Here is a 23077-nt window from a genome sequence, read left to right as displayed (position 1 = left end):
AGTTGCGCTATTGAATATTTCGAAGATTAAAGCTGAATAAAATAATGGCTGTGGTTCAATTTTCTGAAGAGAAACTGAATAAAGTAAAAGAAATCATTGCACGCTACCCGGAAGGGAAGCAGAAAAGTGCGTTGATACCGGTGTTGCACCTGGCTCAGGAAGCATTTGGTGGATGGCTGAGTGCAGAAACAATGGACTACGTTGCAACTTTACTGCAACTGCAATCAATTGAAGTGTATGAGGTAGCTACTTTCTATAGCATGTTTAACCTGAAACCGGTAGGCACCTATTTATTTGAGGTGTGTCAAACAGGTCCGTGCATGGTAAGTGGTTCTGATCAGATCATTGATTACATTAAAAATAAGCTGGGTATCGGCGTAGGTGAAACTACTGCCGACGGGTTGTTTACCCTTAAAACGGTAGAGTGCCTCGGCGCCTGCGGTTATGCTCCCATGATGCAGTTGGGTAAACATTACCGGGAACACCTTACTCCGGCCAAAGTAGATGAAATCATTGCAGAATGCAGATCTAAAGCAAACGCCAACTGATGCATCCGAAAAATAACCTGATCATGCGTTTTAAGGAAATGTATCAGCGCCACAAATTACAGGTAGTGGAAGCAATACTGCTGATGGCGTTACTCACCGCATTATGGCGGATCGATAACTGGTTTGTTTCCGTTATCTGTGGCGTAAGCGCGGGACTCCTGTTTTACAGGCTGGCAGAACGCATTTCGCAACACGGCATACGTAAGGCATAAAAGATATACACAAATCTGATAATGGCGCCGGGAATACCGGTAACATTACACCATAAGGAAGACAATGGGACGCAAATTACTGTTAGATAAAGCACATATTGAAGGCATCCGGTACTATGACACCTACCGGAGCAACGGCGGTTATGCTGCAGCTGAAAAAGCGCTGAAAACCCTGGGGCCGGACGGCGTACTGGATGAAGTGAAGAAGAGTGGCCTGAGAGGCCGTGGCGGTGCGGGTTTCCCTACCGGCCTGAAGTGGAGTTTCATCGCCAAACCGGAAGGCGTTCCGCGCTACCTGGTTTGTAATGCCGATGAGTCGGAACCAGGTACGTTCAAAGACCGCTACCTCATGGAATTCATCCCCCACCTCCTCATTGAAGGATTACTGATCTCCAGCTTTGCTCTCGGCGCTAACAGTTGCTACATCTACATCCGTGGTGAATACGCCTGGATTCCGGATATCCTGGAACAGGCTATCGCAGAAGCAAAAAACAAAGGCTGGCTGGGTAAAAATATCCAGGGCACCGGCTTCGATCTCGAAATATATGTACAACGCGGTGCAGGCGCCTATATCTGCGGTGAAGAAACTGCCCTGATAGAATCCCTGGAAGGCAAACGCGGTAATCCACGCATCAAACCACCATTCCCGGCGGTAAAAGGATTATGGCAATCGCCCACCGTAGTAAATAACGTGGAAACACTCGCTGCAGTAGTGCCTATTATTAACATCGGCGGCGACGAATACATTAAATACGGCACCGGCAAATCTACCGGCACCAAACTCATCTCCGCCTGCGGTAATATCAACAAACCCGGCGTTTATGAAATCGAAATGAATATCTCCGTAGAAGAATTCATCTATTCAGATGAATACTGCGGTGGTATCAAAAATAACAAACGCCTGAAAGCCTGTATCCCCGGCGGTTCTTCCGTTCCGGTGTTACCGGCTAACCTGCTGCTGAAAACAGCAAAAGGCGAAACCCGTATGATGACCTATGAAAGCCTGGCTGATGGCGGTTTTGCAACAGGTTCCATGCTGGGTTCCGGCGGATTTATTGTAATGGACGAAGACCAGTGTATTGTGCGCAATACCCTTACCTTCGCACGCTTTTACCACCACGAAAGCTGCGGTCAGTGCAGCCCTTGCCGCGAAGGCACCGGCTGGATGAAGAAAGTACTGCAGAACATCGAGTATGGTAAAGGCAAAATGAGCGACATCGATTTACTGTGGGATATTCAACGCAAAATTGAAGGGAACACGATCTGCCCGCTCGGCGATGCAGCAGCATGGCCGGTAGCAGCAGCGATCCGTCACTTCCGCGATGAATTTGAATGGCATGTGGCAAATCCACAGGAATCACAGACCCGTAACTTTGGGTTGGCTCATTACGCAGACCCATTGCCGGCGCCAACACCAGCTGCTGTATAACGGGTATGCATATACTGAAATAAGGAATCAATATATAAATAAACGTTGCTCCCCGCGAGCACAAAAGATATTAAGATGGCGGAGGAAATAAAATTATTTAAGGTTAAAATCGATAACATCTCTGTAGAGGTGGAACCCGGTACAACCATACTGAATGCGGCCCGGAAGATAGGAGGAGAAGTAGTGCCGCCGGCCATGTGTTACTATTCCAAACTGCAGGGCAGCGGTGGTAAATGCCGTACCTGCCTGGTAAAAGTATCAAAAGGTTCCGATGCCGATCCGCGCCCGATGCCTAAACTGGTGGCCAGCTGCCGTACTACTGTAATGGATGGTATGGAAGTAGCCAACATCACTTCCCCGGAAGTACTGGACGCACGTAAAGGTGTAGTGGAATTCCTGTTGCTCAATCACCCGCTGGATTGCCCGGTATGTGATCAGGCCGGGGAATGTCACCTGCAGGATCTGAGCTACGAACACGGCGCCGATAGCACCCGTTACGAATTCAAACGCAGAACCTTTGATAAAGTGGATCTCGGCGATCACATCAAACTGCACATGACGCGCTGCATCCTTTGCTACCGCTGCGTGTACACGGCCGATCAGCTCACCGAAAAACGCGAACATGGCATCCTGGGCCGTGGCGATGCTTCTGAAATCAGCACCTACATCTCCCAGTCGCTCGATAATGACTTCATCGGTAACGTCATCGACGTTTGCCCGGTAGGCGCCTTAACCGATCAAACCTTCCGGTTCAAAAACCGTGTATGGTTCCTGAAACCGGTAGATGCACACCGCGATTGCGAAAATCCAAAATGCTGCGGTAAAACCGTACTGTGGATGCGCGGTGATGAAGTATTCCGCGTAACTGCCCGTAAAGATAAATACGGCGAAGTGGAAGCCTTTATCTGCGATACCTGCCGCTTTGATAAAAAGGAAGCAAAAGACTGGATCATTGAAGGTCCACGCAAAATAGAACGTAACAGCGTTATTTCCCAGGGTCATTACGTGAATACCGTAAAACCTAAAGATCCGCTGGTAGATGTATTGGACGGAAGACAACCCAAACTGTTGTTTGATATCCACTCTGAAAGCAAGGTAAACAGACCGGATATTGATCTGTCGAAGATCAACGGCCCTGCTCACTCTGATGATTTTAAGAAGTAACAATCGTAATTACGTGTAAGTATGACCTTATTAAGCATAGATTGGTTTTTTATAATTGAGAAAGTACTCCTGATATCAGGGGTGCTGGTACTTTCATTGGTAGTGGCCATGTATTCTACCTGGGGTGAAAGAAAGGTGGCAGCCTGGATCCAGGACCGTTTAGGTCCAAACCGCGCCGGTTTTATGGGATTGCTGCAACCGCTGGCAGATGGTGGTAAACTCTTCTTCAAAGAAGAAATTATTCCTACCAATGCCAACCGCTTTCTCTTCGTGCTGGGCCCTTCCATCGCCATGTTGGTGGCCTGTATGACCAGCGCCGTTATCCCCTGGGGCGATACCCTGGTAATTGCCGGACGTCCTGTTTCCCTGCAGATCGCAGATGTGAACATCGGGATCCTCTTCATCTTCGGGGTAGTGAGTATGGGTGTATATGGCATTATGATCGGCGGCTGGGCTTCCAATAACAAATACTCTTTGCTGGCATCTGTACGTGCCGCTTCGCAGATCATCTCCTACGAACTGCCAATGGGACTGGCACTGATCGCATTACTGATGCTCACCGGCTCCCTGAGCTTAAAGGATATTGTGGAACAACAGCGTCATGGTTTATGGAACGTGGTGTATCAGCCATTAGGCTTTTTCATCTTCCTGGTATGCGCTTTTGCAGAATGTAACCGCGCTCCCTTCGATTTACCGGAAGCAGAAAATGAATTGAATGGTGGTTATCACCTGGAGTATTCTTCCATGAAACTGGGTTTCTTCCTGTTTGCGGAATATATCAACATGTTTATCAGCTCGGCTCTCATTGCTACCATGTACTTCGGCGGATATGCCTTCCCGTATATGGATAAGCTGGGCCTGGACCCGAACATGGTTACCATCCTCGGATTTGTGGCCCTGTTCCTGAAAACACTGTTTTTCATTTTCTTCTTTATGTGGGTGCGCTGGACCGTTCCGAGATTCCGTTACGATCAGCTGATGCGCCTGGGCTGGAAGATCATGATTCCGCTGGCACTGGTAAATATGCTGATCACTGGGGCACTGGTATTAGCTCGTCAACATTAATTATTATCTGATTAAATACACACAGAACGTGTGGATTAAATAAAGCATTCATTATGCAAGCATTAACTAACAGGGCAAAAGCAGTAGACCGCCGGCCGATGACACTCGCCGAGAAGATGTACATCCCTGCTATTGCCAAAGGCATGGGGATCACTTTCAAGCATCTTTTTCAGAAGAAAGCTACGGTTAGTTTTCCTGAAAAAACACGTGATTTCAGTCCCGTATTCCGCGGATTACATGTACTGAACCGGGATGAAGAAGGCCGTGAAAGATGCACTGCCTGCGGATTGTGCGCAGTTGCCTGTCCTGCAGAAGCCATTACAATGGAAGCAGCGGAAAGAAAAGAGGGCGAAGAAAACCTGTACAGGGAAGAAAAGTATGCAGCGAAATATGAGATCAACATGCTCCGTTGTATTTTCTGTGGTTTCTGTGAAGAAGCTTGTCCGAAAGATGCAGTGTATATGTCTGAAACATTTGCTCCTGCAAACTATCAGCGTAAAGGCTTCATCTACGGAAAAGATGACCTGCTGATTCCTCATCCGAAAGAAGGCAAATAATATTATTCACAGCGCACATTTAGCTAAAAATACAATAGTCAAACATAGCAGAGATGGGAATGAGTATACAACAAATAATTTTCATGGTGCTGTCGGTCGTGGCGCTGGTATCAGCGTTGGGCGTGGTATTGAGTAAAAATCCTGTGACGAGCGTGTTGTGCCTGATCGTAACATTCTTTACCATAGCAGGACACTACATTATGATGAATGCCCAGTTCCTGGCAGTAGTGCATATCATTGTATATGCCGGCGCTATCATGGTATTGTTCCTGTACGTGCTGATGCTCATGAATCTGAATGCTGATCTGGAACCGCAGAAACGCAACTGGCTGAAATATGCCGGCGCTATCAGCGGGGGCGCTTTACTGGTGGTACTGGTAGCCGCATTGCGCGATGCCAGCATGCCGGCATTGAGCACTAATCCTACTGATATCGGGTTAATCAAAAACCTCGGTATGGTCCTGTTCAAACAATATGTGGTGCCGTTTGAAGTGAGCAGTATCCTGTTCCTCAGTGCAATGATCGGCGCCGTGGTAATTGGTAAAAAAGAATAGCAATACGGATTGCTCATCGTGATTCGTAATTTCTAACCCGTAATTTATTTTATGCCTGTTCAATATTACATATTCCTGAGTATCGCCTTGTTTTGCATAGGTGTGATGGGTGTACTGATGCGCAGAAATGCGATTATTATTTTTATGTGCATAGAGCTGATGCTGAATGCAGTAAACCTGTTAATGGTGTCATTTTCCAAAATGTGGGCAGATGCAGGCAGGGTAGATGCCGGTTCTGCACAACTCTTTGTATTCTTTATTATGGTGGTAGCGGCTGCGGAAGTAGCAGTAGGACTGGCTATAATTACTATGGTCTACAGAAATACACACTCAGTAGATATTAACATTCTTAACAGGCTGAAAAATTAATAATTCTGCTTTCTTAATTATTAAATTTTTCGACGTCGTAAATAGAATTGATAAATGATTAATCTAGTTTGGCTGGTACCATTTTTACCATTATTGGGTTTCCTGGTGAATGGATTGGGACGCAGATTTTTATCCAAGTCCCTGGTAGGATTTGTTGGAAGTGGCGCAGTACTGGCGTCCTTTGTGATTAGCTTATTAATATTCCTGGAAGTTAAAGCCCCGGGATTTTCTGCTCAGACAGTACGTCTGTTTGATTTCATATCTGTAGGCTCCCTGCAGATTCCTTTCGCCTTCCAGGTAGATCAGTTAAGTGCCTTGTTCCTGCTGGTGATCACCGGCGTAGGTACCCTGATCCATATCTACTCTACTTCTTACATGCACGACGAGAGTGATGAGAGCTTCGCAAGATATTTCGCTTATCTCAACCTCTTTGTGTTTTCCATGTTGATACTGGTGCTGGGCGCCAACTACGTGATGATGTTCATTGGCTGGGAAGGTGTTGGTCTTTGTTCTTATCTCCTCATCGGTTTCTGGTTTAAAAATACCAGCTATAACAATGCTGCTAAAAAAGCATTCGTGATGAACCGCATCGGTGACCTCGGTTTCCTGATCGCGATCTTCTTCATGATCCTGCAGTTTGGTACGGTTACTTTCCCGGAAGTGTTTGCCAAAGCAGCGCCGCTGGGAATGAACAATGGCGTGATTACCGCTATTGCCATGCTGATGTTTGTAGGTGCAATGGGTAAATCTGCACAGATTCCTTTATACACCTGGTTGCCGGATGCGATGGCGGGTCCTACTCCGGTGTCCGCCCTGATCCACGCGGCAACGATGGTTACCGCCGGTATCTATATGATTGCACGCAGCAACGTGATCTATACGCTGGCGCCGCATATCCAAACAGTGATCGCTATCATTGGACTGGCTACTGCCCTGTTTGCAGCCTCTATTGCTTTAAAACAAAACGATATTAAAAAAGTACTGGCTTATTCCACAGTGAGCCAGTTAGGTTATATGTTCCTCGCCCTGGGTGTAGGCGCTTACGGAGCTGCCGTGTTTCACGTAATGACACATGCCTTCTTCAAAGCCCTCCTGTTCCTCGGTTCCGGTTCCGTAATCCACGCAATGGGTGGTGAACAGGATATCAGGAAGATGGGTGGCCTCAAAAAATTCATGCCTACTACTGCATGGACATTCCTGGTAGGATGCCTGGCGATTGCGGGTATTCCCGGTTTCTCCGGTTTCTTTTCCAAAGATGAAATCCTCGCGCAGGCATTTGCCAACAACCCGGTATTATATGTACTGGGCCTGATTGGTGCGCTGATGACCGCCTTCTACATGTTCCGTTTATACTACATCACTTTCACCGGTAAATTCCGTGGCACACACGAACAGGAACATCACCTGCATGAAAGTCCTTCTGCGATCACTATTCCATTGGTTATCCTGGCAGTGCTTTCCGTGATTGGCGGTTACGTTGGTTTACCGGAAGTATTTGGAACGAAGAATATGCTGGCCGAATACCTGGCACCGGTGTTTGCACCTTCTGCACCTTTCGCAGTGGAACATCACCTGTCGCATAGTACAGAATGGCTGCTGATGGGTGTGAGCAGTGTGCTGGTGATTGTATTTATCCTGCTGGCGCGTCAGAAATTTACGAAGTTTGAAGATGCGGGTACAGAAAGTACTGGTTTGACAAAAGTGCTCGAAAACAAATGGTATATAGATGAACTGTATGATACTATTATCGTAAAGCCATTGTATGAATTGTCCCGTTTCTTCCGTGATACGGTAGAAAAGGCGGGTATCGACAAGCTGGTGAACGGTGTAGGCCGTGGTGTACAATGGGGAGGTCAGCAGATCCGCCTGGTACAAAACGGACAGGTAGGTTTCTACATCTTTGCAATGGTCATCGGTATGATCGTATTATTTGTGATCGGATTCTTATTATAAACCAATAGCAGAAGTTACAAGCGCAGATAAATTATGTTGACAGTTTTATTAATATTGATTCCTTTCATAGCGGGCCTTATTGCATTTGGTCTGAAGGGGTCCGGGCCAAAAGTGCTGGGCATGATCTCGTCGCTGGCAACAGTGGTGTTAGCAATTGGATCGTGGTGCCGCTTTCGTACTGCTCCTGACAGTCTGAACTTTGTTGCCAACTGGATTCCGCAGCTGGGAAGTCAATTCCGTGTTGGATTAGATGGAATGGGTGTGATGCTTTGCTTACTTACAGCGATTGCTTCCCTGCTTGTTTTCATTACTATTTATAACCGCAACTACGAAAAGGCAAATGCCTTTTATGGTCTGATGTTATTATCGCAGGCTGGCTTAACCGGTGTATTCACCGCTTTCGACGCCCTGCAGTTTTACATATTCTGGGAACTGGCCCTGATACCTGTTTACTTCCTCTGCTCTTTGTGGGGTGGTGAAAAACGGATCGCCGTTACCTTTAAATTCTTTGTGTACACGTTCCTGGGTTCGTTGTTAATGTTGGTGGGTATTATCTACATCTACTTTCAAACACCGGATCATTCCTTCAGCTGGGCTTCCTTTACAAGTGCCGCGTTGAACCCGGATGATCAGAAATGGCTGTTCTGGTTGTTCTTTGTGGCTTTCGCCATCAAGATGCCGGTATTTCCGTTTCACACCTGGCAGCCCGATACTTATGAGCAGTCGCCTACCCCTGTTACCATGATCCTTTCCGGGGTAATGGTGAAAATGGGTTTATTTGGCGTGATCCGCTGGCTGTTGCCGGTAGTGCCACAGGGCGCTGCTATGTGGTCTGATGTGGCCATTGTATTGTGCATCATCGGTATTATCTATGCTTCCTGCATTGCGATGGTACAGAATGATCTGAAACGGCTGATTGCTTACTCTTCCATTGCCCACATCGGTTTGATGTGCGCCGCTATTTTCGCTAACAATGAACAAAGCCTGCAGGGGGTAATGGTACAGATGTTTAACCACGGTATCAATATCATTGGTTTGTGGATCATCGTGGAAGTAATTCAAAACCGTTTAGGGATCAAAAACCTGGACCAGATGGGTGGCATGGCGCAGAAAGCGCCACGCATGGCTATTTTCCTCGTTATTATCAGTTTGGCTAACATCGGTTTACCACTGACCAATGGTTTCATTGGTGAGTTCCTGATGTTCAGCGGATTGTTCCAATATAATCACTGGTTTATGGCATTTGCCGGATTAGGTATCATCCTTTCTGCTGTATATACCCTGGGTATGATTCAGAAGGTGATATTTGGCGAGGGAAATGAATTAACCGAAACTACTACAGATCTGCGGCCGGGTGAAACACTGGCTTTAAGCCTGGTGGTGATCATGATCATAGTGTTGGGCGTTTATCCCAAACCTATGCTGGATCTGGTGAGCGGCACATCTGATGTGGTAAGTAAATTATTCTGATCTTCAGCCAAAAGCTGAATACCAGAATGGAAAAATTTGTAACGGGGTTTTGTAACGCAAAAATATGAATGCACTAATTTCTACTGCTTTATCGGGCGTTGTACTGATGTTTGTTGGTTTATTTGTACGCAATAAGCAGCATATTAAATTTTTTGCCATCGCGGCCATCCTCATAGCATTTATTGCTAATCTGGCGCAATATCCGTCTGTAGAGCAAGGCGGGTATATCATGTATGGCATGATTGAAGTGACCAAATTTGGTGTGTTGTTCAATGCCGTAGCATTGGGCGCCACCTTGTTATATTTCCTGTTATCAGGCAGTGAGTTTGAAAAGGTGGGAGAACATGTAGCAGATTATTTCGCCCTGATATTCTTTATCCTGGCGGGTATTTCGCTGGCTACTTCTTTCAGCAACCTGCTGATGTTATTCCTGGCTATTGAAATCATGTCTATTCCCCAGTATATTCTTGCGGGAGCAGATAAGAAAAGCCTGAAAAGTAATGAAGCGTCCCTGAAGTATTTCCTGATGGGGTCTTTCTCTACCGGTATCCTGCTCATGGGTATTACCCTGATCTATGGCGCTGCCGGCACTTTTGACATCTCAGCGTTAGGACTTGGCGCAGAAAGCGTACATCCGTTGGCGTTATGCGGTATCATCCTGATGGTATTTGCCTTGTCTTTTAAAGTATCTGCGGTACCGTTCCACTTCTGGACACCGGACGTATACGATGGTTCACCCACTGTATTCACTTCTTTTATGTCCACAGTGGTGAAAGCGGGCGGCTTTGTGGCTTTCCTGCGGATGTTCCACACCAGCTTTGCCGGTGGCAGCATCAGCGGACACTGGACACTGATCCTTTCTATTATTACAGCAGCTACCCTGATACTTGGTAACTTCAGCGCGGTTTTCCAGCAAAGTGTAAAACGGATGCTGGCTTACTCCAGTATTGCGCAGGCGGGCTTCATGCTGTTTGCTGTAGTGGCGATGAATAACATGGGCACACAGGGAATTATCCTGTATTCCGCCGCTTACAGCATTGCCACCATCGGGGTGTTTGCAGTACTGATGAAGCTGAAAGACTATACTTTTGAAGGATTCAACGGCCTGGCCCGCAAGGAGCCTTTGCTGGCCGCTGCGGTAGCCGTGTTCCTGTTCTCACTGGCCGGTATTCCTATTACGGCCGGTTTCTTTGCAAAATACTTTGTTTTATCTGCGGCTATCGAACATGGTCATATTTTGTGGCTGGTAATCATAGCGGTATTGTGTGCTGCCATCAGCGTATACTATTACTTCCGCGTAATCATTGCCATGTATTTCAAACAGGGCGAACCGGAAGTTGAACCTGTTTCAGGTGGTTTTAAAGCTGCCCTGATCCTGGCTGTTGCGCTGGTACTGGTATTGGGCCTGTTCCCGAACCTCTTGTTATGCTGGATGTAAAAGCTGTTAGCTTATAAAATACAGGGAGAAGACCGAAGCGATTTACATGATCCGCTTCGGTCTTCTCCTTTATACTGATCGCCGTTCATCCCAAATTGAATGGATTAAATAGCTATATTACATTAACTTTATAGGTAACCCGTCATTATGCAATCAAGAGATATTTTTTCCCTGGCATACCGTTCTGTAACCAGCAACAAGTTGCGCACAGGTCTTACTGTGTCTATCATTGCCCTGGGTATTACGGTACTGGTAGGTATTCTTACGGCGATCGACAGTATGAAGAGCAGTATCTACAGCAGCTTCGCAAGTATGGGTGCCAACAGTTTCTCTATCCGTAACCGGGGGATGCAGGTGCATATCGGCGATGATGGAAATAAAGCTTCCAAGGGGAACAAGAATGTAAAGAAGGTAAAAAAATCCAACAGCAATAAAATTATCCGCTACCAGGAAGCAGTGGCCTTCCGTGACCGTTATCATTTTCCGGCTGTTGTGAGCGTGTCTTTCCAGGCCACCGGTATTGCCACGGTATACAAAGATGATAAGAAAACGAATCCCAATGTACAGGTGATTGGGGGAGATGAACACTACCTGCAGATTTCCAATTATGAGATTTCACAGGGAAGGGATTTTAACCAGCTGGATGTACAGTCCGGCAGAAATGTGGCTATTCTTGGTATTGATGTGGCGGAGAAACTATTTGGTAAGCAGCTCAAAAATATAGTGAACAGCACAATCCGGGTGGGAGATATCCGGTACCGGGTAGTAGGGGTGCTGGCGTCAAAAGGCAGCAGTAAAATGATGAGCGCTGATAATGTGGTGATCACCACGGTGAATAATACCCGCAGGGTGTTTAACCGGCCCAATGCCAGTTACCAGATAGCGGTAGCCGTAAAAGATATTAAACAGATGGATGCCGCACAGGGAGAGGCCACAGGGCTGTTCCGTGTTATACGCGGACTGAATATCAATGAAGAAGATAATTTTGAAATCAGCAAGAGTGATAGTATTGCAGAGATGCTTTTTTCCAGTTTGGGTAAAGTAAACCTCTTTGCTATTGTTATTGCCTTTATTACGCTCTTTGGTTCTGCCATTGGACTGATGAATATTATGCTGGTATCTGTAGCGGAACGGACCCGCGAAATAGGCGTTACTAAAGCATTGGGAGCGACCAGTCATGTAGTGCGTACCCAGTTCCTCTATGAATCCATTATTATCAGTGTAATGGGTGGATTGATAGGAGTAATTATGGGAATGCTCCTGGGAAACATTGTTTCCGTGTTACTGAAGTCAGCCTTCATTGTACCGTGGATCTGGATCATCATCGGGGTAACTATCTGTGCTGCAGTAGGGCTCGTTTCCGGTTTATATCCTGCCTATAAGGCCTCTAAATTAGATCCTATCATAGCCTTGAGATACGAATAATATTTTATTATCTTGTTGTTTTCCATGTTCATGTAAAACAACAGCTGTATGCCCTTATTAATTGTTATTGCGGCCATCCTTTTGCTGGTAATGCTGGTCACCTGGTGGCGTTTAAATACTTTCCTCTCTTTCCTTATTGTGTCTTTGCTGATGGGACTGGCGTTGCATATGAACGTAACAGACATTACGCAGTCTATTCAAACCGGTATTGGTAAAACGTTAGGGTCCCTGATTGTGGTGATTGTTTTCGGCAGTATGCTTGGAAAGCTGGTGGCGGAAAGCGGAGCCGGGCAAAAAATTGCCGGAGGTTTAATGAACCTGTTCGGGCCAAAGTATGTACAGTGGTCGCTGATGCTCACGGGCTTTATAGTGGGTATCCCCTTGTTTTATAATATCGGCTTTGTACTGATGGTACCCCTGATTTTTACGGTGGCGGCGCGTACAAAATTGCCGGTAGTATATCTCGGTATTCCTATGTTGGCGTCTTTATCTGTAACGCATGGATACCTGCCGCCGCATCCTTCTCCAACTGCATTGATACAGCAGTTTCATGCTAATATGGGGCTTACATTGTTGTACGGCATTATGGTAGCTATTCCGGCTATTGTGCTGGCTGGACCGGTATTTTCGCGTTTCCTGAAACATTACACCAATCCCCCGGGGAAAATGTTTGTGGCGCCGCCGATTCCGGAGGAGCAGTTGCCGGGTATGTTTGTGAGTCTCTTCGCAGCGTTGTTACCTGTATTTTTACTGGCGGTGACGGCTTTGGTGAAGTTATGGGTGCCTGAAGATACTTTCCTTTTCAGGCTGGCCACCTGGCTGGGGGAACCACTGATAGTAATGTTGCTGGCCGTATTAAACGGCATGTATTTATTAGGATTGAAACGGGGGATGCCCGCAAAAAAAGTGATGGTGGTAATGGACGATGCTGTGCGCGATGTAGCTGTTATTATCCTGGTAATAGGCGGCTCCGGTGCGCTTACACAATTACTGCACGACAGCAAGGTTAGCAGTTACATTGCTACTACGCTTCAGAATATGCACCTGCATCCGTTGATCCTGGCGTGGGGTATTGCTGCTATCATCAGGGTGTGTATAGGATCTGCCACGGTAGCCGGACTTACCACCGCAGGAATTGTGGCGCCAATGATTGCTGCTTCCGGTGTAAATGCCAACCTGATGGTACTGGCCACCGGCGCGGGTAGCCTGATGTTTTCCCATGTAAATGATGCCGGTTTCTGGATGTTCAAGGAATACTTTAACTTGTCTGTAAAAGACACGATTAAAACCTGGTCGGTGATGGAAACTATTGTATCTGTGACGGGGTTGATCGGATGTTTGATCTTAAGTTTGTTTGTATAATATTGATTAAAAAAAATATCCGCATGGAATGGTATCAGCTTACAAATGCAGCGCAGATTGATTCTCCGGCGATTGTTATTTATAAAGACAGGATAAGAGATAACATCTCATTGCTAAAAACAATGATCGGTGACATACAACGGTTACGCCCACACGTAAAAACGAGTAAGACCGCTGAAGTAATACAGCTGATCATGGAGGCGGGAATTACACGTTTTAAATTTGCCACCATCGCAGAAGGAGAGATGTTGGGAATGGTAAATGCGGCAGATGCTTTGATGGCTTATCAGCCGGTAGGACCGAAGATTGTGCGTTTGCTGGAGTTGGTACAGAAGTACCCGCACACAGCTTTTTCGTGTGTTACTGACAATGCTGAGGCCGCACTGGCTATCAGTAATATTTTCGCCGGGCAGGGCCGCCGCTTGCCGGTATATGTGGATCTTAATGTAGGAATGAACCGCACCGGTATTAAGCCGGGGCTTGAAGCACTGGTGTTGTATCAATATCTCAATACGCTACCGGGAGTGGTTCCGGTGGGATTACACGCATACGATGGACACCTCCATGATACGGATATGGCTATACGAAAAGAACGTTGTGATACAGCATACGCTCCTGTTGCCGCACTGGCGGCAGCCATAACAAATAGTGGTCTTCCGCAGCCGGAAATTGTGGCAGGCGGCACACCTACTTTCCCGGTGCACGCAGCAAGGGAAGGCATTACCTGTAGTCCGGGTACATTCATATTCTGGGATGCAGGGTACGCCGCCAATCTGCCGGAGCAGCCGTTTCAATGGGCTGCACTGGTGATCAGCCGTGTGATTTCTGTTGTTGATGAACAGCATATTTGTGTTGATCTCGGGCATAAATCAGTAGCAGCAGAGAATCCCCAGCCTCGGGTACAATTCCTGAATGCACCGGCGGCAGAACCGGTATCGCAGAGTGAAGAACACCTGGTATTGAAAGTGGCGGATGCTGCGCAGTATCCCGTGGGCACGGTGTTGTATGGTGTGCCAAAACATATTTGTCCTACTGTGGCGTTGTATGAAAAAGCTTATGTGGCAGAGCGTAATGCGGTAATCGCCAACTGGCGTATTATAGCGCGCGACCGGCAGATTATCATCTAAAGAAAATAAAAACAGAAAAGCTATTTAAGTGAATGGTTTCAATCACTTAAATAGCTTTTCTGTTTACTGGCAGCTCAGTAATATAATTGCGATAAAACATTGGTATCGTCGAACGACTTAGGCTTTAACCCCAGGAACTCTGTGTACTGTGTGAGTGTCAGCAAGGGTTTCAGTTTGGCATGCAATCCATTTTGCATACTGTTCATTTTGGTAGTATAAGCTTTCAGATTGCTTTGTTGCAGCGGCTGGATATTGACTTTTTGCCGTAAGTAATTAGTCACAATATTGAGCAGCTTAGGTTTTTGCGCTTCTGTCAGGATCAGCGATTTATCCAGTTTGCTGACGATTGAACTGGCAGTTCCCTCTATGTTCATGGTAGGCGCCTGAAATTCCGTATTAGCTGGCGAAGGTGCGGCAAAAGCGGTATAGCAATAGGCGAGTGCCATTAATAAACCAACGGTGAACAGTTTTTTCATGAAGCGTGGATTTGACGTTCTATCTCTCACTAAATATACTAAATACTGTTATTGCATTACCATTTTTACGTAGCGTATTTGTGTATTTCCTTCTTCGTCTATTGTAATGTATTCAGATAGAATGGTTTTGTTATTAATCCAATGCACCATGCCCGGCCCCCAGTCGTCGAGGCTGGCTTCTCCCACCGCTTTTATTTCGTTGCCATTTACGGAAAACAGTTGAAACCCATTGGGGTCAAAAGCTGCTACCAGGTCCATCGATGCAGTGATGATATATTTTTTATCCGGTGAAATGGCCGGTGCAGACCAGGTTACCATAGAATCGCCATTCAGGATATTTACCAGCTCAAAGGCGCTGCCTTCGTAATAGGTAACAAAAAATCCTTTTCTTTTAATGGAGGGATAACTGCCTGCATAGGTATAGCCGATATAATCTTCGCCGTCGTTGTTGTTATTGGCCATGATCCTTTGTTTCCCGTTTTCCAGCTGGATGGTCAGTTTATTACCTTCTCTTTTTACCAGGCTGTCTTTTGCCAGCACATCTGCTTCGCTGGAATCTGTGGGAGCAAGCGGGAATTTATCAAAATCTGCTTTTTCGATAAAGTATACAAAGAAGGTTTTATTACCCAACTGAACAGTGTCATCGGGAGTTTTATTAATGGCAGGTGGCGTGGAATCCTTGGCAGCGGTGTTGTTGTTATCTGCTGTTTTATTCTTGCAGCTCAATATCATTATTGAGCATGCACACAGCAGGAGCCATAGCTTATTCATCATCTTTTGTCGCATTTAAGTGTACAAATGTAAGTAATTAGAACTTCGGAAGAGGCTCAGCGGGTGAGTCTTTCTCCATCTGCTTTTGTTAGTGTAAAAAAGAAAAGATACCCGGTAAGGGCGCCGCTTAAAAAGCCAGCCAGATGTGCGGCGTTATCTACACCCTGTGAAACCGCGGCAGCAATCACGTTTAATGCTATAAATAAGCCGATATAAGCCAGAAACGCTTTCCTTATCTCCGTTGGGAAGAGGGGAGTAGTGAGCAGCGCCAGGAATACACCGTAAATACCAAAAATAGCACCGGAAGCGCCTACACCCACTGCGCCTTTATGATACCAGATGCTGACATAGTCGGATATTAATCCTGTGATCGCATAGGCAAGGCCATAACGGAAACTACGCAATACCGGTTCCAGGAAAAGGCCTCCAATGAACAGCCCGAGCATATTTGTGAAAAGATGGCCCAGTCCTGCATGCAGGAACATGCTGCTAAACAACCGCCAGTACTGATGTTGCTCTATGGTCAGTGACCAGTAGTTGGCGCCGGCATGCAGCAGATGGGTTCCATCTCCCCACCATATATTCATTCCTGTTAGTGCGGTGTAAACAAATACAAGTACGTTTATGCCGATCAACACCAGCGTAACCGGCATCGTCTTTAATCGGTCTGTGATTTTCATCTCCTAAAAGTTAATGAAAAATCCCCAATTAAGCGTTATTCGTATTGATATTCAAGCGCAAAATGGTTGTCGCTGCCCAGTTTGGTGAATCCTTCGCTGTGTAAATGCACCCATGCGCCCGCCGGATATCGGCCACCATTGAAGTAGTAGGCATATTGAACAGTGGTAGAACGCTCGTATTCAAGTAAACGCTCCTGGCAGCGCGTTTTTTCTTTTTCGGTGATCTTGATAAGAAAGGGATTGCGCGCATTCAGGTGTAAAAAGGCGTCTGACAGATCGCCCAGTGGAGAGAGCGCCACTGCCGGCGCCACAGCATGACAGAGCAGCAACTGATTGGCCAGGGGATGCAGGGGATTGATAGAATCCTCGCATTCGTACTTTGTAGTTCTCAACGTAACTAACGTATCTTCTTTTTTGCCTGAGAAGCTATCTATACAAATATCTTTTCTTATAGGATGCGTTGCATCATAATTCCAGCTGATTGCCTGCGTGGAATCGGAATATTTCATGGCAGCGGGTAGCCCGTTCTTCCAGCGTACATTGGCAACGCGGAGCAGGCGCTCCTTTGCATCAAAATATTGTACGGTGGTGATGTTGCCATCTTTATCCCAGGAGGTTACTTTGGCGCGCTCTTTTATTGCCGTGATATTATTTTCCCGGTTGGATAGCACCATGCCGGTAATCCGGTGGGAATGATCATAGGAGAAAGTACTGATGCTGGTGTCGTTTAATTGCAGGTGATGTACCAGTTCAGCCAGGTTGCCCTGCTGATCATACCGGAAGGTATATTGCGGCGTGCTATCGCCCTGGATGCTGATGGTGGTTAGCCTGGGGAGTCCGGGTCTGTGATTCCTGGTACTACAGGCCGAGGCGGTGATAATGATGATAAAGAAGAAGGTAATATTTTTCATACTCATGGCGGAATATTGGTATGAAAATACTAATAAGATTTGAGTTTTTCGGCGGTGGATTGGGTTAGTTGGCGAAAGCAGGAAAGGATATAGTTCTTCAGGCTGTTTTTTGAATGAATAATGATAGAAAAATAGATATCCATATCTGCGGTATGAATGGATTCATTGTATTTTTCAATCGTATCTGTTTGCCGTTGATGATACCATAATTCAAATATTTTCATTCTGCTTTTTTCCCGGGCATCGGCACTGTCGCATACAAAAAAGAAAACTTTTTCCGGGTGGGTCGTCAGATAATCAATAATAATATTGGAAATAGTAATCCGCACCCTTTTGTCGAAAGGTGTTTTTCTTAAGGGATTAGATATCATATCAAAACCGAGTGTATGCACATCAGCCGAAAATTCAGGATACGCATCAAAGTACAATGACTCATCCAGCATATATACACTATATACAATGCCGGAATCGGTAGTGAATAAATAATCTCCTTCTTTTAGCTGGGAAACGTTATAGGAACTTAACAAACTTAAATCCTTTAGCTTCTAATTCACTTAAGCTTTTTCCGCTCCGGATATGCTCATGAATTATCTTTTTGTCTGCTATCATTTTTTTTAAGATAGCGACAAATTTAGGATCAGGTGTTGATATGTGTTTTTCTGGTTTCATTGTGGTTACATTACAAATATAACCAAATCTACCAACAACTCAATTGCCATTCGTTAATGAAACACAAATGCAATCATATTGATGCAAAAAAAATCCCGGGCTGATTCAGCCCGGGACTTTCTTCTTTCCAAACAAGTTGGAATATTACTCAGCTACTACTTCAAATTCCAGTTCGGTTTCGTTGCCTTTACCGAAATCGAGGCGAGCTTTGTAGGTACCCAGTTCTTTAACATCATCCAGGATGTGGATGCGGCGACGGTCAATTTCATAACCTTTCTGTTCTTTAATTGCACGGGCAATCTGAACACCGGTTACGCTACCGAAGATCTTACCGGAAGTACCGGTTTTAGCGCCAATTTTAACAGGAGAAGCTTTCAACACTTCTACTACTTTCGCAATTTCAGCCAGCAGTTTCTCTTCTTTCACTTTCTGCACTTTCAGGCGTTCCTGAAGCTGCTTCATGTTAGAAGGGCTTGCTTCTACCGCAAATTTCTGAGGAATCAGGAAATTCCTGGCGTAACCATTTTTTACGCTAACCAGTTCATTCTTCTGACCCAGGTTATCTACGTCTTGTATTAAGATAATTTGCATAACTTCTTACTTTAAAAGGTCAGTAACATAAGGCAATAAAGCCATTTGACGAGCTTTCTTAATAGCCTGGGCTACTTTACGCTGAAATTTCAGGGAGTTACCCGTAATACGACGTGGCAACATTTTGCCCTGGTCGTTCAAAAATTTCTTCAAAAACTCCGCGTCTTTGTAATCTACGTACTTGATGCCCAACTTCTTGAAACGGCAGTATTTCTTCTGACGTTTCTCGGTTTTTACGGCCGTTAAGTACTTGATTTCTTGTTTCGGTTTAACTGCCATAGTTTTAAGCTTCAGTGGTTTTAGATTCAGCATTTACGCCATGTCTTTTGCGACCGTTGTAAGTAACAGCGTGCTTATCCAGCGCAGTAATCATGTGACGTAATACATTTTCATCGCGATTCAGCTGGATTTTCAGCTTCTCATTGAGGTCGGATGGCGCATTGTATTCCAGAACAACATACATTCCTGTAGTCTTCTTCCGGATAGGATACGCCAGTGATCTTAATCCCCAGGGATTTTCGTGCGTGATTTCTCCGCCGTTATCTTTAATGATATCAGCGAATTTCTTTTGGGCGGCTTTGTAGTCGTCCTCAGAAAGCACAGGGGTAAAGATCACCATCAATTCGTAGTTCATAATTCCCTGTTTTAAATGGTTTAATTAAAAAATTAGGACCGCAAAGATACTGAACTATTCCTTATTTCCACGCATGAAAGCCCGATTTCCCTAAATATCTTGCCTTTTATAGAGAATAATGCGTAATTGGCTGATAACCAAATTAAAAAAGCCGCCCCGGTTAGCGGGGCGGCGTCTCGTTTGCATGGTTTTTTCAAAAAAGATCACTGATTAATAAGAATCTTGGTCACCTGCACCAGCTCACCCGATTGTACTCTCAGGAAATATATGCCCGCCGGCAGCTGATCGATAGCTATTGTTCTGTAGTTCCGGCCTTTTATTAAAGCCGTTCTGCCCTGGTAACGAACACGACCCTGCACATCCATCAATTCAATATTCGCATCACCGCTGCGGGGCCAATCCAGCCAATACTGCAACTGGTGCCCGAATATGCACCACAACAGCTTCCGCCAGAAGTCTTTATCCGTTACCAAAACCATCTTAACCGGACTGTACCTTACGCTGCTGTCCAGTCCCAGGGTTTTTAACCGGTAAGCTGAAAATCCAGGCCAGGGCTGCTCATCATAGGAAATATAATCAGACCCCTCCGCCTTACTGCCATGAGCAGCCACAGTATCCACGGCCTCATAGGTCCGGAGGTTCCGGGAACGCTCTATCACAAACCTGCTGCTGTTGATTTCATAAGGTGTATGCCAGCTAACCAGCACTTTACCGCCATCGGCCCGGGCATCAAAGTCTTCTACCGGCAGCGGGTTGCCTAAAATGTGCAGGTTATACCGGCTCAATACGGGGTAATGATCCGTGGTGGTGGTACCGTAACTGCTTACCAGCCCGGCCACCTGGGTTTGTATCCGTGCAGATGCCGGCAAATAAGCAACACCCACCTCGTTGGAACTAATCACATTATCGATCACCGATGAGTAACTGACGGTGGAACGCTGACCGGATAAACTTAACGGCAGGGTCAACGGCCGGTAGTTGATACTATCGCGGATGAAGTCAATATAAGAAGTGGTGGTATCCGGTAATAACTCTGTTGTAATGGTTTTAGAGAGATCATCATTAAAATCTCCCAACATTATAATATTGCTATACGGATATTGCAGGTCCAGCGTGTCTTTCAACTCTTTCAATCCATCTTTGCGCCGGTTCCAGGAAGTAATCTTTTCCGGCTTAGTACCTGTATTGGCCTTTGCATGCAGCAATATGAACCGGATCCGCGCAGAGTCGTTACCCAGTTTGGCGGTAGCCTCCATTTCATAAGGGAACCTGCCGGACGACCAGTTATAATACGCATTGCTGCTGCCTCCCTGTCTTAATATGCCGTAAGTACTGATCTTGCGGATCACTGCCGTTTTGTACACAAAAGCCAGCTTCTGCGCCGATACATAGTCAACATCAGTGATGCTATCTGCATACGAGCCAAAGTCAGATAACACATAGCTATAACCCGGCAACTGGCTTACCACCGCGCGGAAACGGGCAGTATCCACTACTTCTGCCAGCGCAAAAATATCTGCATCCAGTTTTTTAAGGATGGTAGTTACATTGGCCTGCTGTAAACTGTCATTGGCGGGGTTTTGAGCCGGACTGCCAAACCATTCTATATTCCAGTTCACCACTTTTAACGACCGCAGTGAAGTACCGCTGAGAGTAATAGAACGGCCGGAGAAACCGGGAGAGCTGAATGTAAGATTACCGCTGTAAGGTTGATCAGCTGCTGTTGGCGCAAACTTTACAAATACCTGCTGCGGACCGGTAGCCAATGCAGCCACAGAGAAAGTGACCTCGTTACTATAATTGCTGCTGTCGCCAGATACCTTGAAACCTGCTGGAGCCTTGATTTTCAAATCTCCTGTAAAATCGTTGGCCCAGAAACCAACACGCTGTGCTTCTGATGTTTGCCCGGATTTTACATAGTCGAAATCAATGGCCGCCGGACTGCTGTTCAATGTTGGCGCCGGCGATGCGGTGGTATCCGTCAGCCTGAAATCATCAATCGTCCAGCGCGAAGCCTGTACAGCAGGACCGGATGTATAAACAAAAGCAATATAAACGCCTGTTTGCTTGTAAGCAGCGAGATTTATACCGGAAGATAAAGTCCACACATCACTGCCGGTTTCAGGAAAACGGCCATTCAGCGTTGTCCAGGTAGCATTGCGCGGATCACCGCTGCCGGTATAGTTGGTGGAAATACGCAGACTAAGCGCCGGCCCGGCAAAGGCAGTACGGCTGCTGAATTGCAACAGCGGGAATTGCAGACCGGTCAGGTCAAACGCAGGAGATATCAGCCAGTCTTCATTTTCAACAGCTCCGCCGCTGTAACCATTTATCTGTACCCCATTACTGCTTTGCTGCCCGAAATTGGTACATCCCCACAGCTGCGCACCGGTTACACTGTATTGTGTAAAGCCTCCGCTTAACTGGCTGCTGCCTATCGGCGTACAGTCGTTGAAGTTATAGTTGAGTTCCTGGTTGCCGGTGGTAAAATTCCACTGTGTGGTATCTGTAATACCTGCAAAGTCATTATCCGACAGATCCTTTACTGTACCGCTGTCCAGCGTAATGTAATAATGACTGTGTGGTTGCAGGATTTGTTTCAGGGTAAGCACATTGTTATTAATAATGATAGCACTACCGGTTACAGGAAAACTATCCGTTAACCCACTATTGCTGTTATGCAACCTGATATACCCGTTGCCTGCTTTTATATTTTCGCTGAAAATAATTTCGGGAGATGTAACAGGCGATACATCTGCGGCTGCGTTAACCGGTGTCAGGAGACTGATCACAGGGGGAGTGGTATCCCTGCCACTTCCGGATGCCGCTATATTATCAATAGCAAATCCCGGTCTGGAGCCGGCGCCGCTGATTTGGCGGTTTACCCACCGCAGTTGTACTACAGCCTGGTTATTACAATCCGGCGGCAGTATCACCGACCTGTTTACCAGGTGTTGCGGTAAAGTAACACCAGAACCGGTTTGTTGAATAGTGTCGTTCTGATAAGCAGTTTCATTGATACTGGTAAAGGTACCGGCAACGCCTATACGATATTGTACTACAACTTCATTGATCCTGGTATTGGAATTACCATCGTAAGGATTCCTGATCGTCATGGCATCGTAGCTCAATTGTACATTTTGTTGTCCGCTCGTACTGATAGATAGCACCAGTGCATTGTCGGCGCTGCCGCTGTTCAGGAAGCCCAGTTTGCCGGCATAGTTATAAACACCATTGGCAGTGGACGATGCACTGCCGCCACTTATCAGTGGTTTGTCGGAAGCAGGTGCGGCTGTATTGAAGCTGCCGGAAGGAGCGCCGCTGAGCAGCCATCCCTGCCATCCTGCCGGGTATACCACAGCAGATGACGGCAGTGCGTCAAAATTTTGTTCATAAGGCAATGGCTGCGCGGCCGGATTGGTTTGTGCGCTTACACTACCACAAACAAAAGAAGCAAGAAATAATAAAGTGAGTAGAGGTCTTTCCATAGTATTATTTGAAAAATTGGGGAATCAGATTTCGGTGCAATAAATCTACTGAATAAACCGTTTCGCCGGATTTTTTAATATGATTATTTTGTTAATTTGAAGGGAATGTAATATGGTTTTATTTTCTTATCCGTTTTAAATATTTCTTTCCCTGCCCTTTTTTCCGGGTTAAATACGATGGTGG

Annotated in this window: 24 protein-coding genes; 14 read left to right on the top strand and 10 right to left on the bottom strand. The window is 46.1% G+C overall.

Translation table 11 applies throughout. The annotated features are described in order from the left end of the window. The first annotated feature begins 44 nt into the window (after positions 1-44). The 14 genes from B5Z18_RS11200 to B5Z18_RS11135 all read left to right on the top strand — a co-directional run bounded on the left by B5Z18_RS11200 (position 45) and on the right by B5Z18_RS11135 (position 14673). Positions 45-548, top strand: coding sequence for an NADH-quinone oxidoreductase subunit NuoE family protein (locus B5Z18_RS11200; RefSeq protein WP_079469428.1), 504 nt, complete (start codon positions 45-47; stop codon positions 546-548). Continuing rightward, the gene (locus tag B5Z18_RS11195; RefSeq protein ID WP_079469427.1) at positions 548-760 is read left to right on the top strand and encodes a hypothetical protein; all 213 of its coding nucleotides are present in this window, start codon (positions 548-550) and stop codon (positions 758-760) included. The genes B5Z18_RS11200 and B5Z18_RS11195 overlap by 1 nt, the downstream gene beginning before the upstream one ends. 64 nt (positions 761-824) lie before the next feature. After that, entirely contained in the window at positions 825-2189 is a 1365-nt protein-coding gene (gene nuoF / locus B5Z18_RS11190) for an NADH-quinone oxidoreductase subunit NuoF (RefSeq protein WP_079469426.1), read from the top strand. A 75-nt stretch (positions 2190-2264) separates the two neighbouring features. Then, the gene (locus B5Z18_RS11185) at positions 2265-3353 is read left to right on the top strand and encodes an NADH-quinone oxidoreductase subunit G (RefSeq protein WP_079469425.1); all 1089 of its coding nucleotides are present in this window, start codon (positions 2265-2267) and stop codon (positions 3351-3353) included. A gap of 21 nt (positions 3354-3374) precedes the next feature. Next, positions 3375-4418: an NADH-quinone oxidoreductase subunit NuoH gene (gene nuoH / locus B5Z18_RS11180; RefSeq protein ID WP_181784987.1), complete on the top strand. Its 1044-nt coding sequence runs from the start codon at positions 3375-3377 to the stop codon at positions 4416-4418. 53 nt (positions 4419-4471) lie between these two features. After that, the gene (gene nuoI, locus B5Z18_RS11175) at positions 4472-4975 is read left to right on the top strand and encodes an NADH-quinone oxidoreductase subunit NuoI (protein WP_079469424.1); all 504 of its coding nucleotides are present in this window, start codon (positions 4472-4474) and stop codon (positions 4973-4975) included. Between the two features lie 59 nt (positions 4976-5034). After that, complete coding sequence (locus tag B5Z18_RS11170) at positions 5035-5529, top strand: NADH-quinone oxidoreductase subunit J family protein (protein WP_079469423.1); 495 nt, start codon at positions 5035-5037, stop codon at positions 5527-5529. Positions 5530-5580: 51 nt separating this feature from the next. Beyond that, complete coding sequence (nuoK, locus tag B5Z18_RS11165) at positions 5581-5898, top strand: NADH-quinone oxidoreductase subunit NuoK (RefSeq protein WP_079469422.1); 318 nt, start codon at positions 5581-5583, stop codon at positions 5896-5898. A gap of 54 nt (positions 5899-5952) precedes the next feature. After that, on the top strand, positions 5953-7851 hold the full coding sequence (nuoL, locus tag B5Z18_RS11160) for an NADH-quinone oxidoreductase subunit L (RefSeq protein WP_079469421.1): 1899 nt from the start codon (positions 5953-5955) through the stop codon (positions 7849-7851). 33 nt (positions 7852-7884) lie between these two features. Then, positions 7885-9321 carry a complex I subunit 4 family protein gene (locus tag B5Z18_RS11155; protein WP_079469420.1) on the top strand — a complete coding sequence of 479 codons (1437 nt, stop codon included), beginning with the start codon at positions 7885-7887 and terminating at the stop codon, positions 9319-9321. Positions 9322-9385: 64 nt separating this feature from the next. Next, positions 9386-10759, top strand: a complete 1374-nt coding sequence (locus B5Z18_RS11150; RefSeq protein WP_079469419.1) for an NADH-quinone oxidoreductase subunit N — start codon at positions 9386-9388, stop codon at positions 10757-10759. 147 nt (positions 10760-10906) lie between these two features. Then, complete coding sequence (locus B5Z18_RS11145; protein WP_079469418.1) at positions 10907-12184, top strand: ABC transporter permease; 1278 nt, start codon at positions 10907-10909, stop codon at positions 12182-12184. A gap of 48 nt (positions 12185-12232) precedes the next feature. After that, on the top strand, positions 12233-13546 hold the full coding sequence (locus B5Z18_RS11140; protein WP_079469417.1) for a gluconate:H+ symporter: 1314 nt from the start codon (positions 12233-12235) through the stop codon (positions 13544-13546). Positions 13547-13569: 23 nt separating this feature from the next. Further along, entirely contained in the window at positions 13570-14673 is a 1104-nt protein-coding gene (locus tag B5Z18_RS11135) for a D-TA family PLP-dependent enzyme (protein ID WP_079469416.1), read from the top strand. 74 nt (positions 14674-14747) lie between these two features. On the opposite strand, the gene B5Z18_RS11130 is transcribed toward B5Z18_RS11135, so the two are convergent. The 10 genes from B5Z18_RS11130 to B5Z18_RS11090 all read right to left on the bottom strand — a co-directional run bounded on the left by B5Z18_RS11130 (position 14748) and on the right by B5Z18_RS11090 (position 22893). Then, entirely contained in the window at positions 14748-15149 is a 402-nt protein-coding gene (locus B5Z18_RS11130) for a hypothetical protein (RefSeq protein ID WP_079469415.1), read from the bottom strand. A 48-nt stretch (positions 15150-15197) separates the two neighbouring features. Next, entirely contained in the window at positions 15198-15923 is a 726-nt protein-coding gene (locus B5Z18_RS11125; protein ID WP_143313552.1) for a hypothetical protein, read from the bottom strand. Between the two features lie 53 nt (positions 15924-15976). Next, the gene (locus B5Z18_RS11120) at positions 15977-16600 is read right to left on the bottom strand and encodes a rhomboid family intramembrane serine protease (protein ID WP_079469413.1); all 624 of its coding nucleotides are present in this window, start codon (positions 16598-16600) and stop codon (positions 15977-15979) included. 35 nt (positions 16601-16635) lie between these two features. Beyond that, entirely contained in the window at positions 16636-17517 is an 882-nt protein-coding gene (locus B5Z18_RS11115) for a hypothetical protein (RefSeq protein ID WP_079469412.1), read from the bottom strand. Positions 17518-17540: 23 nt separating this feature from the next. Beyond that, positions 17541-18038 (bottom strand): DUF6169 family protein, encoded by a 498-nt coding sequence (locus B5Z18_RS11110; protein ID WP_079469411.1) that lies wholly within the window; start codon positions 18036-18038, stop codon positions 17541-17543. Further along, entirely contained in the window at positions 18022-18180 is a 159-nt protein-coding gene (locus tag B5Z18_RS32485) for a hypothetical protein (RefSeq protein ID WP_159454271.1), read from the bottom strand. Before B5Z18_RS32485 ends, B5Z18_RS11110 begins: the two co-directional genes overlap by 17 nt. Before the next feature lie 144 nt (positions 18181-18324). After that, the gene (gene rplI, locus B5Z18_RS11105) at positions 18325-18771 is read right to left on the bottom strand and encodes a 50S ribosomal protein L9 (RefSeq protein WP_079469410.1); all 447 of its coding nucleotides are present in this window, start codon (positions 18769-18771) and stop codon (positions 18325-18327) included. Between the two features lie 6 nt (positions 18772-18777). Beyond that, positions 18778-19050 (bottom strand): 30S ribosomal protein S18, encoded by a 273-nt coding sequence (gene rpsR / locus B5Z18_RS11100; RefSeq protein WP_079470050.1) that lies wholly within the window; start codon positions 19048-19050, stop codon positions 18778-18780. Between the two features lie 4 nt (positions 19051-19054). After that, complete coding sequence (gene rpsF, locus B5Z18_RS11095) at positions 19055-19405, bottom strand: 30S ribosomal protein S6 (RefSeq protein WP_227024404.1); 351 nt, start codon at positions 19403-19405, stop codon at positions 19055-19057. Between the two features lie 203 nt (positions 19406-19608). Next, positions 19609-22893 (bottom strand): T9SS-dependent choice-of-anchor J family protein, encoded by a 3285-nt coding sequence (locus tag B5Z18_RS11090; protein WP_079469408.1) that lies wholly within the window; start codon positions 22891-22893, stop codon positions 19609-19611. Between the last annotated feature and the right edge of the window lie 184 nt (positions 22894-23077).

The organism is Chitinophaga ginsengisegetis (assembly GCF_900168065.1).
Lineage (GTDB): Bacteria > Bacteroidota > Bacteroidia > Chitinophagales > Chitinophagaceae > Chitinophaga > Chitinophaga ginsengisegetis.
This window is presented reverse-complemented; position numbering and strand designations above follow the sequence as displayed.

Coding starts and splice junctions, on each gene's coding strand:
- rpsR (WP_079470050.1), bottom strand. CDS start 19,050: ATGGCAGTTAAACCGAAACAAGAAATCAAGTACTTAACGGCCGTAAAA.
- B5Z18_RS32485 (WP_159454271.1), bottom strand. CDS start 18,180: ATGAAACCAGAAAAACACATATCAACACCTGATCCTAAATTTGTCGCT.
- B5Z18_RS11150 (WP_079469419.1), top strand. CDS start 9,386: ATGAATGCACTAATTTCTACTGCTTTATCGGGCGTTGTACTGATGTTT.
- B5Z18_RS11170 (WP_079469423.1), top strand. CDS start 5,035: ATGAGTATACAACAAATAATTTTCATGGTGCTGTCGGTCGTGGCGCTG.
- B5Z18_RS11130 (WP_079469415.1), bottom strand. CDS start 15,149: ATGAAAAAACTGTTCACCGTTGGTTTATTAATGGCACTCGCCTATTGC.
- B5Z18_RS11145 (WP_079469418.1), top strand. CDS start 10,907: ATGCAATCAAGAGATATTTTTTCCCTGGCATACCGTTCTGTAACCAGC.
- B5Z18_RS11200 (WP_079469428.1), top strand. CDS start 45: ATGGCTGTGGTTCAATTTTCTGAAGAGAAACTGAATAAAGTAAAAGAA.
- B5Z18_RS11140 (WP_079469417.1), top strand. CDS start 12,233: ATGCCCTTATTAATTGTTATTGCGGCCATCCTTTTGCTGGTAATGCTG.
- B5Z18_RS11120 (WP_079469413.1), bottom strand. CDS start 16,600: ATGAAAATCACAGACCGATTAAAGACGATGCCGGTTACGCTGGTGTTG.
- B5Z18_RS11195 (WP_079469427.1), top strand. CDS start 548: ATGCATCCGAAAAATAACCTGATCATGCGTTTTAAGGAAATGTATCAG.
- B5Z18_RS11090 (WP_079469408.1), bottom strand. CDS start 22,893: ATGGAAAGACCTCTACTCACTTTATTATTTCTTGCTTCTTTTGTTTGT.
- nuoL (WP_079469421.1), top strand. CDS start 5,953: ATGATTAATCTAGTTTGGCTGGTACCATTTTTACCATTATTGGGTTTC.
- nuoK (WP_079469422.1), top strand. CDS start 5,581: ATGCCTGTTCAATATTACATATTCCTGAGTATCGCCTTGTTTTGCATA.
- rpsF (WP_227024404.1), bottom strand. CDS start 19,405: ATGAACTACGAATTGATGGTGATCTTTACCCCTGTGCTTTCTGAGGAC.
- B5Z18_RS11185 (WP_079469425.1), top strand. CDS start 2,265: ATGGCGGAGGAAATAAAATTATTTAAGGTTAAAATCGATAACATCTCT.
- nuoI (WP_079469424.1), top strand. CDS start 4,472: ATGCAAGCATTAACTAACAGGGCAAAAGCAGTAGACCGCCGGCCGATG.
- nuoF (WP_079469426.1), top strand. CDS start 825: ATGGGACGCAAATTACTGTTAGATAAAGCACATATTGAAGGCATCCGG.
- B5Z18_RS11115 (WP_079469412.1), bottom strand. CDS start 17,517: ATGAGTATGAAAAATATTACCTTCTTCTTTATCATCATTATCACCGCC.
- rplI (WP_079469410.1), bottom strand. CDS start 18,771: ATGCAAATTATCTTAATACAAGACGTAGATAACCTGGGTCAGAAGAAT.
- B5Z18_RS11155 (WP_079469420.1), top strand. CDS start 7,885: ATGTTGACAGTTTTATTAATATTGATTCCTTTCATAGCGGGCCTTATT.
- B5Z18_RS11125 (WP_143313552.1), bottom strand. CDS start 15,923: ATGATGAATAAGCTATGGCTCCTGCTGTGTGCATGCTCAATAATGATA.
- B5Z18_RS11135 (WP_079469416.1), top strand. CDS start 13,570: ATGGAATGGTATCAGCTTACAAATGCAGCGCAGATTGATTCTCCGGCG.
- nuoH (WP_181784987.1), top strand. CDS start 3,375: ATGACCTTATTAAGCATAGATTGGTTTTTTATAATTGAGAAAGTACTC.